At 39.3% G+C, this 13940-nt stretch carries 16 protein-coding genes; 15 read left to right on the forward strand and 1 reads right to left on the reverse strand.

The window, feature by feature from the left end; genetic code table 11:
- Window positions 1–56: 56 nt before the first annotated feature.
- The 6 genes from HF078_RS13275 to fni all read left to right on the forward strand — a co-directional run bounded on the left by HF078_RS13275 (window position 57) and on the right by fni (window position 4871).
- A complete protein-coding gene (locus HF078_RS13275; protein ID WP_169291586.1) occupies window positions 57–719 on the forward strand; it encodes a flagellar brake protein in 663 nt (220 codons plus the stop codon).
- A 67-nt stretch (window positions 720–786) separates the two neighbouring features.
- Window positions 787–969, forward strand: coding sequence for a YpfB family protein (locus HF078_RS13280; RefSeq protein ID WP_168862874.1), 183 nt, complete (start codon window positions 787–789; stop codon window positions 967–969).
- A gap of 97 nt (window positions 970–1066) precedes the next feature.
- A complete protein-coding gene (gene cmk, locus HF078_RS13285; RefSeq protein WP_169291587.1) occupies window positions 1067–1750 on the forward strand; it encodes a (d)CMP kinase in 684 nt (227 codons plus the stop codon).
- A 2-nt stretch (window positions 1751–1752) separates the two neighbouring features.
- The gene (locus tag HF078_RS13290; protein ID WP_169291588.1) at window positions 1753–2334 is read left to right on the forward strand and encodes a lysophospholipid acyltransferase family protein; all 582 of its coding nucleotides are present in this window, start codon (window positions 1753–1755) and stop codon (window positions 2332–2334) included.
- A 294-nt stretch (window positions 2335–2628) separates the two neighbouring features.
- The gene (gene rpsA, locus HF078_RS13295) at window positions 2629–3771 is read left to right on the forward strand and encodes a 30S ribosomal protein S1 (protein WP_169291668.1); all 1143 of its coding nucleotides are present in this window, start codon (window positions 2629–2631) and stop codon (window positions 3769–3771) included.
- Between the two features lie 38 nt (window positions 3772–3809).
- Window positions 3810–4871 (forward strand): type 2 isopentenyl-diphosphate Delta-isomerase, encoded by a 1062-nt coding sequence (gene fni, locus HF078_RS13300; protein ID WP_169291589.1) that lies wholly within the window; start codon window positions 3810–3812, stop codon window positions 4869–4871.
- A 372-nt stretch (window positions 4872–5243) separates the two neighbouring features.
- Here the strand turns inward: fni and HF078_RS13305 are convergent, their stop codons facing one another.
- Complete coding sequence (locus HF078_RS13305; RefSeq protein ID WP_169291590.1) at window positions 5244–5375, reverse strand: YpzI family protein; 132 nt, start codon at window positions 5373–5375, stop codon at window positions 5244–5246.
- Window positions 5376–5499: 124 nt separating this feature from the next.
- Between HF078_RS13305 and HF078_RS13310 the strand changes: the two genes are divergently transcribed.
- The 9 genes from HF078_RS13310 to hbs all read left to right on the forward strand — a co-directional run bounded on the left by HF078_RS13310 (window position 5500) and on the right by hbs (window position 13913).
- Complete coding sequence (locus HF078_RS13310; RefSeq protein ID WP_169291591.1) at window positions 5500–6105, forward strand: YphA family membrane protein; 606 nt, start codon at window positions 5500–5502, stop codon at window positions 6103–6105.
- On the forward strand, window positions 6102–6989 hold the full coding sequence (locus tag HF078_RS13315; protein ID WP_169291592.1) for a YIEGIA family protein: 888 nt from the start codon (window positions 6102–6104) through the stop codon (window positions 6987–6989). The genes HF078_RS13310 and HF078_RS13315 overlap by 4 nt, the downstream gene beginning before the upstream one ends.
- A gap of 1 nt (window position 6990) precedes the next feature.
- Window positions 6991–7176: a capping complex subunit for YIEGIA gene (locus tag HF078_RS13320; protein ID WP_169291593.1), complete on the forward strand. Its 186-nt coding sequence runs from the start codon at window positions 6991–6993 to the stop codon at window positions 7174–7176.
- 205 nt (window positions 7177–7381) lie between these two features.
- Window positions 7382–8692 (forward strand): ribosome biogenesis GTPase Der, encoded by a 1311-nt coding sequence (der, locus tag HF078_RS13325; RefSeq protein ID WP_168864967.1) that lies wholly within the window; start codon window positions 7382–7384, stop codon window positions 8690–8692.
- A 17-nt stretch (window positions 8693–8709) separates the two neighbouring features.
- Entirely contained in the window at window positions 8710–9747 is a 1038-nt protein-coding gene (locus HF078_RS13330) for an NAD(P)H-dependent glycerol-3-phosphate dehydrogenase (RefSeq protein ID WP_169291594.1), read from the forward strand.
- An 812-nt stretch (window positions 9748–10559) separates the two neighbouring features.
- The gene (locus HF078_RS13335; RefSeq protein WP_148988353.1) at window positions 10560–10766 is read left to right on the forward strand and encodes a DUF2768 domain-containing protein; all 207 of its coding nucleotides are present in this window, start codon (window positions 10560–10562) and stop codon (window positions 10764–10766) included.
- Between the two features lie 21 nt (window positions 10767–10787).
- Window positions 10788–11519, forward strand: a complete 732-nt coding sequence (locus HF078_RS13340) for a hypothetical protein (RefSeq protein ID WP_169291595.1) — start codon at window positions 10788–10790, stop codon at window positions 11517–11519.
- Window positions 11520–11766: 247 nt separating this feature from the next.
- On the forward strand, window positions 11767–13245 hold the full coding sequence (spoIVA, locus tag HF078_RS13345; protein ID WP_010193642.1) for a stage IV sporulation protein A: 1479 nt from the start codon (window positions 11767–11769) through the stop codon (window positions 13243–13245).
- Between the two features lie 395 nt (window positions 13246–13640).
- On the forward strand, window positions 13641–13913 hold the full coding sequence (gene hbs / locus HF078_RS13350; RefSeq protein ID WP_010193643.1) for a non-specific DNA-binding protein Hbs: 273 nt from the start codon (window positions 13641–13643) through the stop codon (window positions 13911–13913).
- Window positions 13914–13940: the final 27 nt, after the last annotated feature.

Raw genomic sequence — 13940 nt, forward strand, 5'->3', positions numbered from 1 at the left:
GTTAAATGGTTTAATAAGTATATAGAGAGAACGGGTTTGTTAAGGGAGGCAATTTTTTGTTAAAGCCAGGGGTTGTATTAACACTTCAAGTGAAAAACGATGATAAAGTTGAAAAATATAGATGTAAGGTACAGGAAGTAAAAGAGAAAGAATTTTATGTGGACTATCCAGCACATATCGTGAATGGGAAAACGACATACATATTGAACGGTACGCAATTACTAATCACTTATGTGTCAGATGAAGGTGTTGCTTATACATTTGAAAGTGAAGTTCTTGGACGATTGAAGCAAGCGATACCAATGGTCCAATTGTCTTTTCCAGGGTACCATCAAGTGCTTAAAGTGCAAAGGAGACAGTATGTGAGGGTCGAAAGTAATATCGATGTATCGGTCCATCCACTATCTCATCATTTCACGCCTTTTATTACGCTTACACAAGATATAAGTGCCGGCGGGGCTGCACTTATTTTGCCTGAACACGCTAGTTTTCCTGAAGAAGGGCACGTTTTCACCACATTTGTTATTCATCTAAATAATGGGGAGACGCACTATTTAAAACTTAAAAGTAAGATAATCAGACTAGTGGAAGTAACGTCAAAGAATAGGTGGAAAGCATCATTGCAATTCGATCCCATTAATGAATTTCAAAGGCAAGTATTAATGAAATATTGTTTCGAACAGCAGCTGTTATTAAGAAAAACGCATTCTTTAGCATAATTCCTTCCAATTCCATCCATACTATTAATAATAGTAAAAGAGATCGGTGAAATAGAAGGAGAATCATATGAAAAGAGTGGAACGGATTATCATTAAATTGATAGTCATACAATTAATCTGTTTAATTTGTGCTCAGGGACTATTGTTATATACTGATTCTGCTCCTTTTTTAAGCAAAGTCATTCAATATGAGGGAGTAGGCGGCATGAAGATAGTTGAACATATAGAAACATTCGACCAAAGTAGATGAGTATGATAAAATATACATGCAATAAGTCTAAGGAAACATGCAGGGTGACCTGCTTTTTTCATGTGAAAAATGATTAAAGGTACATTCAGGAGGAACTATGAAACAACAATTATCTATAGCAATTGATGGTCCTGCAGCTGCAGGCAAAAGTACGGTGGCAAAGATTGTAGCAGACAAACTAGGATACTTATACATTGATACAGGAGCCATGTACAGAGCGGTAACATTTCAGGCAATTCGAGAGGATGTTAACCTTGAAGACGAGGTATCTTTACAGCAACTAGTAGAAAAGATGGATATCGACCTTCGAATCGCAAACAACCAGACACAACATGTTTACATAAATGATGAAGATGTAACAGAACAAATCCGGACGCATGAAGTAACGAATAATGTATCAATTGTTGCTAAGCATAAGCATGTACGTGAAGAAATGGTTGCAAGACAAAGGGTGCTAGCTAAAAGAGGCGGAGTGGTCATGGACGGAAGAGATATTGGGACCCATGTGCTTCCTGATGCGGAAGTAAAAGTATTCCTTTTGGCTTCTGTAGATGAAAGAGCACATCGAAGACATGCCGAAAACCTATCAAAGGGCTTTGACTCTGATCTTGAAAAACTAAAAGAGGAAATTGCTAGAAGGGATAAACTTGATTCCGAGCGCGAAATCGCCCCATTACAAAAGGCAGAGGATGCGAAAGAAATTGATACCACTTCCTTGAACATTGGTCAAGTAGTGGAGAAAATAATGGATTTGGTTCATCAAAATGAGGGGACTAGATAACCATGACATTCTACTCATTTGCCAAGTTCATCGTTTCTGTAGTGCTAAAGCCGCTCTATCGTATTAAGGTGGTTGGTAGTGAGAACATACCAAAAGAGGGTTCTGTATTAATCTGTTCTAATCATATTGATAATTTGGACCCTCCGGTTGTTGGAATTACATCACCAAGAACTGTTCATTTTATGGCGAAGGAAGAAATCTTCCATGTTCCAATCCTGAAGACTATTCTTCCAAAGTTGCATGCATTTCCTGTGAAAAGAGGAATGAGTGATAGGGAAGCATTGAGAAAAGCGTTAAAAGTGTTGAAAGAGGGGCATGTTTTGGGACTTTTTCCAGAGGGTACAAGAAGTAAAACGGGCGAACTTGGTAAGGGATTGGCTGGAGCAGGTTTTTTTGCCCTTCGTTCCGAAGCAACAGTAGTTCCTTGTGCCATCATTGGACCTTATAAAAAATTTCAACCCTTAAAAGTGGTGTATGGAGAGCCTATCGATTTCACCCAACATCGTTTGGAGAAAATCTCAGCCGAAGAAGCCACTTTATTGGTAATGGATTCCATAAAGGAACTTATCGAAAAAAACAGATAGTTTAAGAGTTTTGACTTGACAAAATGTCCTATTTATTAGAAGTTAATAGAAGGAAGCTAAATTATGTAGGAACTTGAAAAGGTTATATCTACTTATTTAGTACCTGGCAGTTCTAATTGATCTGTCCGATCAATCAAGTAAGTTAACATCCGTTAATTTATGAATTATTACACGAAACAGATGCAACTTTTGTTAAGTTCGCATGTATTGGCATATGCCGACATGCTTACGTAACGTCTACCGTTACTTACATAAATAATGGATTAGCTGGTTTGTATGGAGGAGGTAATAATGATGGTGGAAGACATGAATCAAGTAGAAGTTAACAATTTAGAGGTTGGCAACACAGTGACTGGAACAGTTACAAAAGTAGAAGAAAAACAGGTCCTTGTTTCCATTGAGGGCAGCAAGCTAGATGGTATCATCCCTATCAGTGAACTATCCAGCCTTCATGTAGAAAAAGCGACGGATGTCGTTTCAGAAGGCCAGGAGCTTCAACTTAAAGTAACAAAAGTAGAAGAAGAATTATTGGTTCTATCGAAAAAAGCAGTGGATGCTGACTTGGCATGGGAAGATCTGCAAAAGAAATTCGAGTCCAAGGAAGTGTTTGAGGCTGAAATTAAGGACGTTGTCAAAGGTGGACTTGTAGTTGACCTAGGCGTAAGAGGATTTGTTCCCGCTTCCTTAGTTGAAAATTACTTCGTCGATGATTTTTCTGATTATAAGGGAAAAACATTAACATTTAAAGTAGTAGAATTGGAAAAAGAGAAAAATCGCGTGATCCTTTCTCACCGTGCTGTAGTAGAGGAAGAGATGCAAAATAAAAAACATCAATTGTTAGATACCATTGAAACAGGTCAAGTCCTAGAAGGTACTGTTCAACGAATCACTGATTTTGGGGCATTCGTAGATATTGGTGGAGTAGATGGATTGGTTCATATCTCTCAATTGTCATATGAACATGTAGGAAAACCTTCAGATGTTGTAACAGAAGGTCAAAAGGTAAATGTTAAGGTACTTTCTGTTGATCGTGACAATGAAAGAATTTCTTTATCTATTAAAGAAACTCTACCTGGACCGTGGTCACAAGTGTCCGAAAAGCTATCCTCAGGCAGTGTAACAGAAGGTGTTGTAAAACGCTTAGTTTCCTTTGGAGCTTTTGTAGAAGTGCTTCCAGGTGTAGAAGGATTGGTTCATATCTCCCAAATTTCCAACAAGCATATCGGTACTCCGCACGAAGTTTTAACAGAAGGCGATAAAGTACAAGTTAAAGTGTTGGATATAAATGAAGCGGATCAAAGAATTTCCTTAAGTATCCGTGAATTGGAAGAGCCTGAACAAGAAGAGGATTACAGTCAGTATAATCAATCAGAAGACACTGGCGGCTTCCAATTAGGCGAAATGATTGGGGATAAACTAAGCAAACTTAAGAAATAATAAACTATATACAAATAAAGATGTCAAGGTGATTACTGGTGAGTAGAGCACAAAGAAAAATGGACCATATACAACATGCATTAACAACTGGACAAGTAAGACAGACTGGTTTTGACGATGTAATGTTTGTTCATCAAAGCTTGCCTGATCTCTCCACCACTGACATACAATTGAATACAAAAATAGGCGAACTTTCACTAAGTTCGCCTATTTTTATCAATGCAATGACAGGTGGAGGCGGCAAAAGAACATGGGAAATCAATAAAGCACTAGCTGAAGTGGCGAAAGTCTGCAACATTGGCTTGGCTGTAGGATCTCAAATGTCAGCAATTAAAGATCAGGATGAGGCAGCTACATATGAAATAGTTAGAAAAGCCAATCCAGATGGTCTAGTTTTTGCAAACTTAGGAAGTGAGGCCACTGTTGATCAGGCAAAAAAGGCAGTTCACATGCTAGAAGCAAATGCTATTCAAATTCACTTGAACGTTATCCAGGAACTTGTAATGCCGGAAGGTGATCGTGATTTTACCGGTGCCCTTGGTAGAATTGAGCGAATAGTAAACTCCTTGGATGTGCCGGTAATTGTTAAAGAAACAGGTTTTGGTATTAGCCGTGAGACAGCTAAGAAATTAGTAGATGTAGGAGTGTCCATCATTGATATTAGTGGCTTTGGTGGGACTAACTTCTCTAAAATAGAAAATGAACGCCGTACACAAAGATTGGATTTCTTCAATGCTTGGGGAATACCTACCGCTGCATCCATTGCTGAAGTGAAGCATGCTTTACCCGGCACGTCGATTATCGGCTCTGGAGGGATTCAAAGACCATTGGATATTGCCAAAGCGATAACATTAGGTGCTTCTGCGGTTGGAATGGCAGGTTACTTCCTGAAAGTATTTATGGAAGAAGGCCAAGAAGCTTTAATACAATTAATTCATGATACTCATGATGAACTTAGATGGATGATGACTGCTCTAGGGGCGTCTACCATTGAGCAATTACAACAAGCTCCCGTCGTCATTAAAGGAGAAACGTATCATTGGTTGACTCAGCGTAGAGTAGACTGCTCAGCTTACAGCAATAGAGCAATTCAAAATTAAAGTAAATACCAACGCCTTCTTTCTGAACAATAGAAAGAAGGCGTTTTTAATAGGAAGTACTTAACACAGTTGATTTCATTAACCATAGTATTTATGAAGAGGCTTTTGAGTTAACTGAAAAAAGGATTAACCTTGTGTTCATCTAATTTCTAGCTGTTGATTGGAGCAAAAGGCGAAGACTCCTCGAAAATGCTACGCATTTTCTTCGTGCGATGTTTTGCTACCGAAGCTTTCCTTGTCCTGAGGGAGATAGCGCTAGGTGGAGAAGAGCAGGCGTTTCCGAGGAGGCTCACGTCAGCCCCTAGGAAAGCGAAGCCATTTGCGGAAATCAACAGCGGCTTTTTCCAATCACCTTTTCACCCTCGTTTTATCTTATTTATTCCGCTCTCTAGCTCCTTCAGGACCTTCCATAGCTGTTGCACCAGGATACTTTAGAGATTGATCGCGATCTGATTCTGTTCTCTTTTGGGCTTTCAATTTTCTTTCTTGTCTATCTTTTCCCATATGATCACCTCTTTTCTAAGAATCTGTTTCATATTATTTGCTTAATCGATAAAAACATACTGTGTTTAATGATTAGTATCATCTCTTTTTAGGCATAATGATTTGGTGAGAGGAGGGAAGAAAAATGGAAATAACAGGACAATACTTTTATTTTATTTGCTGGATAGGTTGGATAATCATTACGTTTTTCTTCCCTAAATCTGTAGTCAGAACATTTATGTCTATATTAATCCTAGTGGTGATAGCAGGTTCAACTACTACTATACAAATGTTTGGATTCACTGTGACTGCTTCCTTTCTTGTATTGGCGGGTATTGCTCTTATTCTTTTAGTAAAATCATTGAAACAAAAATACATTTTACATTATTTATCTATCTGCACTATAGCATTGGCGTATGTTTGTTTTATCTTATTTGAAATATATGATCCTGTCTGGATTTTTTTAGATAGAACCTGGTTGCTGTCCGCCATTATTTTATACTTATCTTTACTCCTTTTTAAATCAAGGAGAGAAAGATTCGTATTTATGCTTACTGGGGTCTTATTTGGTGAGATTTTACGCAGTATTGTAATGGACCGTATCTTTTCTTATTCAGCTATTGGGACATTTGAGTTTTTGGCAGTTCTTGCTTTATCTTCAGCAGGAATGGCGACATGGATGATGTTTGAAACGGTGACTATACATTTAGATTCTATAATACAAAAGCGCGTAAGGGAGAGACAAGGATGAATGAATACACATTGCCCATTATTTTTGGGGTATTGATAGGATTAGCGACAAGGCTACACATGCTTGTTACGGATTATCGTCAATATCCTACCTATTTACATGGGAAAATCATACACTTATCACTCGCCTTCATTGCTTCGGGTCTAGGTACTATTGCAGTTCCGGCCATCATGGAAGAAGAGTTTGCAGCAATTACGTTTCTGGCTTTGGCAGCTTCACAATTTCGAGATGTTAGGAACATGGAAAGAAACACACTTACTGAACTGGATGCATATGAATTGGTGCCGAGAGGAAGTACATATATTGAGGGAATCGCTATTGCTTTTGAAGGAAGAAACTATCTAGTCATGATTACCGCGTTTTTAGCTACGCTCGCTTATTTGGCTGCAAATATATGGGTAGGGTTAGTTGTCGGTATTTCCGCTGCTTTAATTTCTCATAGACTTATGACTGGCGGTCAGTTGAAGGATATCGTGGATATTGAGTATGTAAAGCCTCATTTTGATGGGGCAGGTCTATATGTTGATAATATTTATATCATGAATATCGGATTACCCGAGCGTCAAAAGGAAGTATTGCAATATGGGATGGGGTTTATTTTAAAGCCTAAAAACTTCAATGCCAGAACGACAATAGCAAACCTGGGCCAAAGACAGGCAATTCTTCATGACATGTCAACTGCGCTTGGAGTCTATCGGGATTCGGGCACGCCTGCACTTGTCCCGCTGGCAAAAAGGGATCTGGATGATGGTCGTGTTGGAGTGTTCCTATTACCACAAGAACAGGACTTGAAAATAGGTATGGCAATCCTTGAACGGGTACCAACGCTTGAAAATGCCATTAGAATGCCTACGAAAAACTTGAAGGAAAAGGTGAACAAGTAGGATGGAAATGGAAAAATATATACTTGCTGTCATTACGACCAATGCCACAAAAGTAGCTGGAGGGGCGCCTATTTTCACCTGTGAAACGAAAGAGGAAATGGAGTTTATTGCAGCAAACCTTGAGGCGATACTAGATGGAATTGCACACGGGTTGGGTGATGATTTATATATTATCGTGAAACATTAAAAAGAATTTAGAAAAAGTCAGACTTCCTTATTGCGGGGAATAATGTTAAACTATTCAAGTTAGACCTTCCTTTGTAGGAGGGTTTCTTTTATTAGAAGATACCATAAAGTATCCTAAAACAGCCTTTTGTAAAGACTAAGATAATCAATTAATAAGTATGAAAGAAATAGTACATAAATTATAGAAAAATGGGAGGGTGGTCACCATGCCAAAACCAACCGTAGCGATTGTTGGAAGACCAAACGTGGGTAAATCCACAATATTTAACAGGATTGTTGGAGAGAGAATTTCCATTGTGGAAGATGTGCCAGGGGTTACTAGAGATAGAATTTATAGCTCCGGTGAATGGTTAAACCAATACTTTAATATTATTGATACAGGTGGAATTGAAATAAGTGATGCACCGTTTATGACGCAAATTCGTGAACAAGCGGAAATTGCTATCGACGAGGCAGATGTAATCATTTTCATGACCAACGGACGTGAAGGGTTAACAACAGCTGATGAAGAGGTAGCGAAAATACTATACCGTTCTAAAAAGCCTGTAGTGGTTGCCGTAAATAAGGTGGACAACCCTGATATGAGAGATACATTATATGATTTTTATGCATTAGGATTTGGTGAACCGATTCCAATCTCAGGTTCCCACGGATTGGGACTTGGAGATTTGCTTGATTTTGTCATTGAGAACTTCCCTAAAGATGAAGATGAAGAATACGATGAGGATATCATCAAATTTTCATTAATTGGCCGTCCTAACGTTGGAAAGTCCTCATTAGTGAACGCGTTACTAGGTGAAGAACGTGTTATTGTGAGTGACATCGCAGGAACAACAAGAGACGCAATTGATACTCCTTACACATTTGACGGGAAAGATTACGTGATTATTGATACAGCTGGTATGCGTAAAAAAGGGAAAGTATACGAGACAACAGAAAAGTACAGTGTACTACGTGCCTTACGTGCCATTGAACGCTCGGACGTTGTCTTAGTTGTTATAAATGGAGAAGAAGGAATTATTGAACAAGACAAAAAAATAGCAGGTTATGCGCATGAAGCGGGAAGAGCCATTGTCATTGTAGTAAACAAGTGGGATGCCGTGGAAAAAGATGAAAAGACGATGAAGGAATTTGAGCAAAAAATTAGGGATCACTTCTTATTCTTAGATTATGCACCAATCGTGTTCTTATCTGCTAAGACGAAGAAGCGAATTCATACACTTATTCCTAAAATTGAAATGGCAAGTGAAAATCACTCCATGCGTGTGGTAACGACCGTATTGAATGATGTGATCATGGATGCTGTTGCGATGAACCCGACGCCTACCGATAAAGGACAGCGATTAAAAATCTATTATGCAACTCAGGTTGCAGTTAAACCGCCTACCTTTGTTATTTTTGTTAATGATCCTGAGCTTCTGCACTTCTCTTACAAACGTTTCTTGGAAAATCGTATCAGAGACGCATTTGGGTTTGAAGGAACACCTATTAAACTAATCGCACGTCCACGAAAGTAAAAGGGAGGAGTGAGTCAGTGAAAAAGGTTGCTGTATTGGGAGCGGGAAGCTGGGGCACTGCCCTAGCAATGGTGCTAGCCGATAATAATCATGAAGTACGTCTATGGGGACATAAGCAAGCTCAAATTGATGAAATAAATCAAAGTCACACGAATGAAAAATACTTAAAAAATATTAAGTTATCCGATAAAATTGTAGGATTTACGTCTATGAAAGAGGCCGTAGAATCTGTAGAAGCCATTGTGCTTGCAGTGCCTACAAAAGCGATGAGGGAAGTGTGCCAACAATTAAAAGGCTTTTTGAAGGCACCTGCTTTATTTGTTCACGTAAGTAAAGGGATTGAACCTGATACACACTTAAGGGTCTCAGAAGTGATAGAAGATGAACTGCCGGAATCGATCCGTGAAGCGGTTGTAGTTCTTTCAGGGCCGAGTCATGCAGAAGAAGTAAGTATGAGACAACCTACAACTGTTACAGCAGCTTCTTTAAATATTGCGGCTGCTGAAAAAGTACAAGATCTATTTATCAATCAGCATTTCCGTGTCTATACGAATAGTGATGTGGTTGGTGTAGAAATTGGTGGATCTTTAAAGAATATCATCGCGTTGGCTGCCGGAATTACAGATGGACTAGGCTATGGTGATAACGCGAAAGCTGCATTAATTACAAGAGGGCTAGCCGAAATCGCTCGTCTAGGAAGCTGTCTTGGTGCCAATCCGCTTACTTTCCTAGGTTTGACAGGAATGGGCGACCTTATCGTAACATGTACAAGCGTTCACAGCAGAAACTGGAGAGCAGGTAACATGTTAGGTAAAGGGAAGAAGCTTGAAGAGGTATTGGATAGTATGGGCATGGTCGTCGAAGGTGTACGTACAACCAAGGCTGCCTACCAGCTCTCCCAGAAGCTGCAAGTGAAAATGCCACTGACATCTGCTCTATATCATGTATTATTTGACGGTGTGGATCCAAAAGATGCGGTGGATGAGTTAATGAGCCGCTCTAAAACAACCGAATTGGACGACCTTGCACAGCTCCTTGGTGACAGAGTCCAGTAAATTTAGAAGCCCCTTCTTCGTGTTACGGAGGGGCTTTTGTTTGTTTAAGGGCATTACTAAAAGTATAAGAAAGTCGATAATTCGGTTGATTTCCGTTCCAGGCGCTTCGCTTGCCTGCGGGCGGTCCGTGAGCCTCCTCAGGCTTCGCCTTCCGGGGGCTCACCTGTCCCTTCCTCCCGCGGGCGTCTGCGCGCCTTCCGCTACAATCAACTAGGTGGCTTCATTCACTAAGAGTTTATGAAAAGCAATCTAACTGAGTTAATTGAATAAGCATTAACTTTTCGTTTATGTAATTTTCAGCTGTGGATTGGAGCAAATGGCGTAGACTCCAGCGGGGGAATAACGGTAGGTTGAGACCCCTGAAGCGTTGTGAGGAGGCTCAAGGCACCGTCCCGCGGAAAGCGAAGCCATTTGCGGAAAGGAACAGCAGCGATTAACAACAAACTAATGTCATATACTTAAAAAATGTATTTTTTGTCCGGTTATTCTAAATGTATCTATACATAAAATAAACAAACACCCATCCTATTCAAGTGCATAACTTATATAGAAGAAACCATAGGAGGGTGCTCAGGAAAGAAATCCATAATTTTTACAAGCTTTTTTGCGATAAATAGGCATTTGGCGATGCATGTATGTAAATTGCCGCATAAGATGTGTATGAGGATATCACTGGTTGAGCTGTGGGATTGGATTATTTAGTCTTTCTTTTTATGCTGAAGTAAAAATGGCCCCTTTTACTTCAGCTTTTTTGTTGTTTCATTTAGTGTATATCTTATGCTATAATGTTTCACGGAAAAGGAGAGATGAGGATGTCACCTGCATTAATGAAGATGTGGATTTCGTTTGTAGCGATGGGGTTCATGATTATATCCGTTTTAACGGTTTATTTTACTAGATTTAAGGTTAGAAACAATATTATCAGAGGCATTTTGAATACGGTTGCTTTTTTATTGATTTTACTTGCCGGCCTAATTATTTTTTATGTAGTATTCAGTGGTCCAGTACCGGAGCAATAATGAAGAAGGAAGGAATAATTTATGAAATTAAATAGGTTCTTCCTACTTGTAGGAATAATGATGTTAAGCACCGTCCTTTCGGGTTGTTTATACCCTCAAGATCGTTTAAAGGAAAACCAGGTCCCTTATTTAGATCAATTAGAAGCCGTACAGTCCTCTGTGGATCAATACCGTGAAGCAACTGGGGGATTGTTACCCATAAAAGATAGGGATATGGAGACACCAATCTATCAAAAGTACCCAATCGATTTTAATAAATTATCCCCTCGATACATACAAGAACCTCCTGGGACGGCATATGAGAGTGGAGGAGTCTATCTTTATGTGCTTGTGGATGTGGAAGAAGACCCTAAAGTGAAGTTAATTGATCTTCGTGTGGCTGAACAAATTCGTGATATTAATATTAGAATTGATATGTACAAGCGCTCGAATAATGGATATGCACCGATCAAAGAAGTAATTAATGATCAGGCATTCAAATTGGATTGGGAAAAACTTGGCTATGAATCAGAGCCTTTCGCAGAGAGTCCGATATCCGGTAAAAACCTGCCATTTGTCTTGAATAATGAAGGACAAGCTCAATTGGATTATTCTATTGACTTGTACGATTTTCTTAAAGAACATGAACATAGTTACAAACCAGGGGATGACATCCGTGACATTATCGTGGAACATTCCGTGTTTGTACCTGCATTTTCCCTTCCCTACACGATAGATGAGAACAATGAACCGGTCTTTTTAAATAAAGAATAGAATAGTTGTCATGAACCCTTTTTTAGAGAATACATTCTAAAGAAGGGTTTTTTGTTTTATTTCTATGAAACATAATGCCCCACTAATTCTTGCTATTAACCATATATAAAAATAAAGAGGGAAACGGGATGAATTTTCTATTAAAGTAGTCATATTTAATTAGGACAACATCATACACATATAGTGTCATAGATTATATCCTTACTAGAAAATGAAAATCCCAAGATAAATGTCGGGAGGGAATCACTTGGAAAAAGTAGATATTTTCAAAGATATCGCTGAACGTACGGGCGGCGATATATATTTAGGGGTCGTAGGAGCTGTTCGTACAGGGAAATCAACTTTCATCAAAAGGTTCATGGAGTTAGTGGTTCTGCCGAATATCGGAAACGAGTCTGATAAAGCGCGTGCTCAAGATGAGTTGCCGCAAAGTGCTGCTGGAAAAACGATTATGACAACAGAGCCTAAATTTGTTCCTAACCAGGCAGTTAAGGTTAAAGTGGATGAGGGCCTTGATGTAAATATCCGTCTTGTAGACTGTGTGGGATATACGGTACCTGGTGCCAAAGGGTATGAGGATGAAAATGGTCCTCGTATGATCAATACTCCTTGGTATGAAGAGCCAATTCCATTCCATGAGGCAGCAGAGATTGGTACAAGAAAAGTAATTCAAGAACATTCTACCATTGGCGTAGTCATTGCAACAGATGGCTCCATCGGTGAAATTCCTCGCAGAGATTACATTGAAGCTGAGGAAAGGGTTGTGGAGGAATTAAAAGAAGTTGGGAAACCATTCATCATGGTAATCAACACTGTACAGCCACATCACCCGGAAACCGAGGCATTAAAAAGAGAATTATGTGAGAAATATGATATCCCAGTTATTGCAATGAGTGTAGAAAGCATGAGAGAATCTGATGTCTACAATGTATTAAGAGAAGCACTATTTGAATTCCCGGTACTTGAAGTGAATGTTAATCTTCCAAGTTGGGTTATGGTCCTGAAAGATAACCACTGGCTGCGTGAGAGTTACCAGGAAGCTGTAAAGGACACGGTGAAGGATATTAAGCGCCTTCGTGACGTGGACCGTGTAGTAGGTCAGTTCAGTGAATATGAATTCATTGACAGGGCTGGACTTGCGGGGATAGAAATGGGGCAGGGGATTGCGGAAATCGACTTATATGCTCCAGACGATCTATATGACCACATCTTGAAAGAAGTCGTAGGAGTAGAGATACGAGGCAAGGACCACTTGCTGCAATTAATGCAAGATTTTGCTTATGCAAAAGCTGAGTACGATCAAGTCTCCGACGCATTAAAAATGGTGAAACAGACAGGATATGGAATTGCTTCTCCTGCTCTGACTGATATGAGCCTAGAAGAACCAGAGATTATCCGTCAAGGATCACGCTTCGGGGTCAGATTAAAGGCAGTGGCACCGTCCATTCATATGATCAAAGTAGATGTGGAAAGTGAGTTCGCACCGATTATCGGTACAGAAAAACAAAGCGAGGAACTTGTTCGTTACTTGATGCAAGACTTTGAGGATGACCCACTATCTATCTGGAATTCCGATATCTTCGGACGCTCCTTAAGTTCCATTGTTAGAGAAGGAATTCATGCTAAAATATCACTGATGCCTGAAAACGCTAGATACAAACTAAAAGAAACGTTAGAAAGAATTATCAACGAAGGCTCTGGCGGCCTAATTGCGATTATTCTATAAGACTTCTAGCTGTTGCCTGGAGTAAAAGGCAGAGTAGAAAAATGTCGAATATGTTTAAAGGCGGCCTATCTGTGGAAATAACACAGATAGGCCGCCTTTTTTTGTGTATTAAAACAGAGAAACGCTTGATATAAAGGCGTTCTTATGATAATCTACAAACAGAAAATCTTCTCTTAATTGGCGAAATATTCCTCTAGAAGCACTTTTTTGTGAGAAATTTGTTGAAATCTAGTGTTTAATGAGTTAATATAAGCCTAGTTGCAAGATTAAGCGATTCTACCATGTATAGAATCAATCAAAATTGTGAACAAATGTTAGTACTAAAGGCTTTTGCTAGACTAAAATACTATTTTGGTTTAGAATAGCGATAACTCCTTTGGGAGGAGGTGAATGGCATGAACAAGACAGATTTAATCAATGCAGTTGCTGAAGCTAGTGAACTTTCTAAAAAGGATGCTACTAAAGCAGTTGATGCTGTTTTCGATACAATTCTTGACGCACTTAAAAACGGTGACAAAGTACAATTAATCGGTTTTGGTAACTTTGAAGTACGTGAACGTGCTGCGCGTAAAGGTCGTAACCCACAAACTGGGGAAGAGATCGAAATCGCTGCAAGCAAAGTACCAGCTTTCAAACCTGGTAAAGCACTTAAGGATGCTGTGAAATAATTGACAGCTACATAGTCAAATGAATGT

The sequence above is a fragment of the Bacillus sp. RO2 genome, assembly GCF_012911845.1.
Classification (GTDB): domain Bacteria; phylum Bacillota; class Bacilli; order Bacillales; family Bacillaceae_I; genus Sutcliffiella_A.

Coding starts and splice junctions, on each gene's coding strand:
- HF078_RS13305 (WP_169291590.1), bottom strand. CDS start 5,375: ATGGGAAAAGATAGACAAGAAAGAAAATTGAAAGCCCAAAAGAGAACA.
- cmk (WP_169291587.1), top strand. CDS start 1,067: ATGAAACAACAATTATCTATAGCAATTGATGGTCCTGCAGCTGCAGGC.
- rpsA (WP_169291668.1), top strand. CDS start 2,629: ATGGTGGAAGACATGAATCAAGTAGAAGTTAACAATTTAGAGGTTGGC.
- HF078_RS13280 (WP_168862874.1), top strand. CDS start 787: ATGAAAAGAGTGGAACGGATTATCATTAAATTGATAGTCATACAATTA.
- hbs (WP_010193643.1), top strand. CDS start 13,641: ATGAACAAGACAGATTTAATCAATGCAGTTGCTGAAGCTAGTGAACTT.
- HF078_RS13310 (WP_169291591.1), top strand. CDS start 5,500: ATGGAAATAACAGGACAATACTTTTATTTTATTTGCTGGATAGGTTGG.
- HF078_RS13335 (WP_148988353.1), top strand. CDS start 10,560: ATGTCACCTGCATTAATGAAGATGTGGATTTCGTTTGTAGCGATGGGG.
- der (WP_168864967.1), top strand. CDS start 7,382: ATGCCAAAACCAACCGTAGCGATTGTTGGAAGACCAAACGTGGGTAAA.
- HF078_RS13340 (WP_169291595.1), top strand. CDS start 10,788: ATGAAATTAAATAGGTTCTTCCTACTTGTAGGAATAATGATGTTAAGC.
- HF078_RS13315 (WP_169291592.1), top strand. CDS start 6,102: ATGAATGAATACACATTGCCCATTATTTTTGGGGTATTGATAGGATTA.
- HF078_RS13320 (WP_169291593.1), top strand. CDS start 6,991: ATGGAAATGGAAAAATATATACTTGCTGTCATTACGACCAATGCCACA.
- HF078_RS13290 (WP_169291588.1), top strand. CDS start 1,753: ATGACATTCTACTCATTTGCCAAGTTCATCGTTTCTGTAGTGCTAAAG.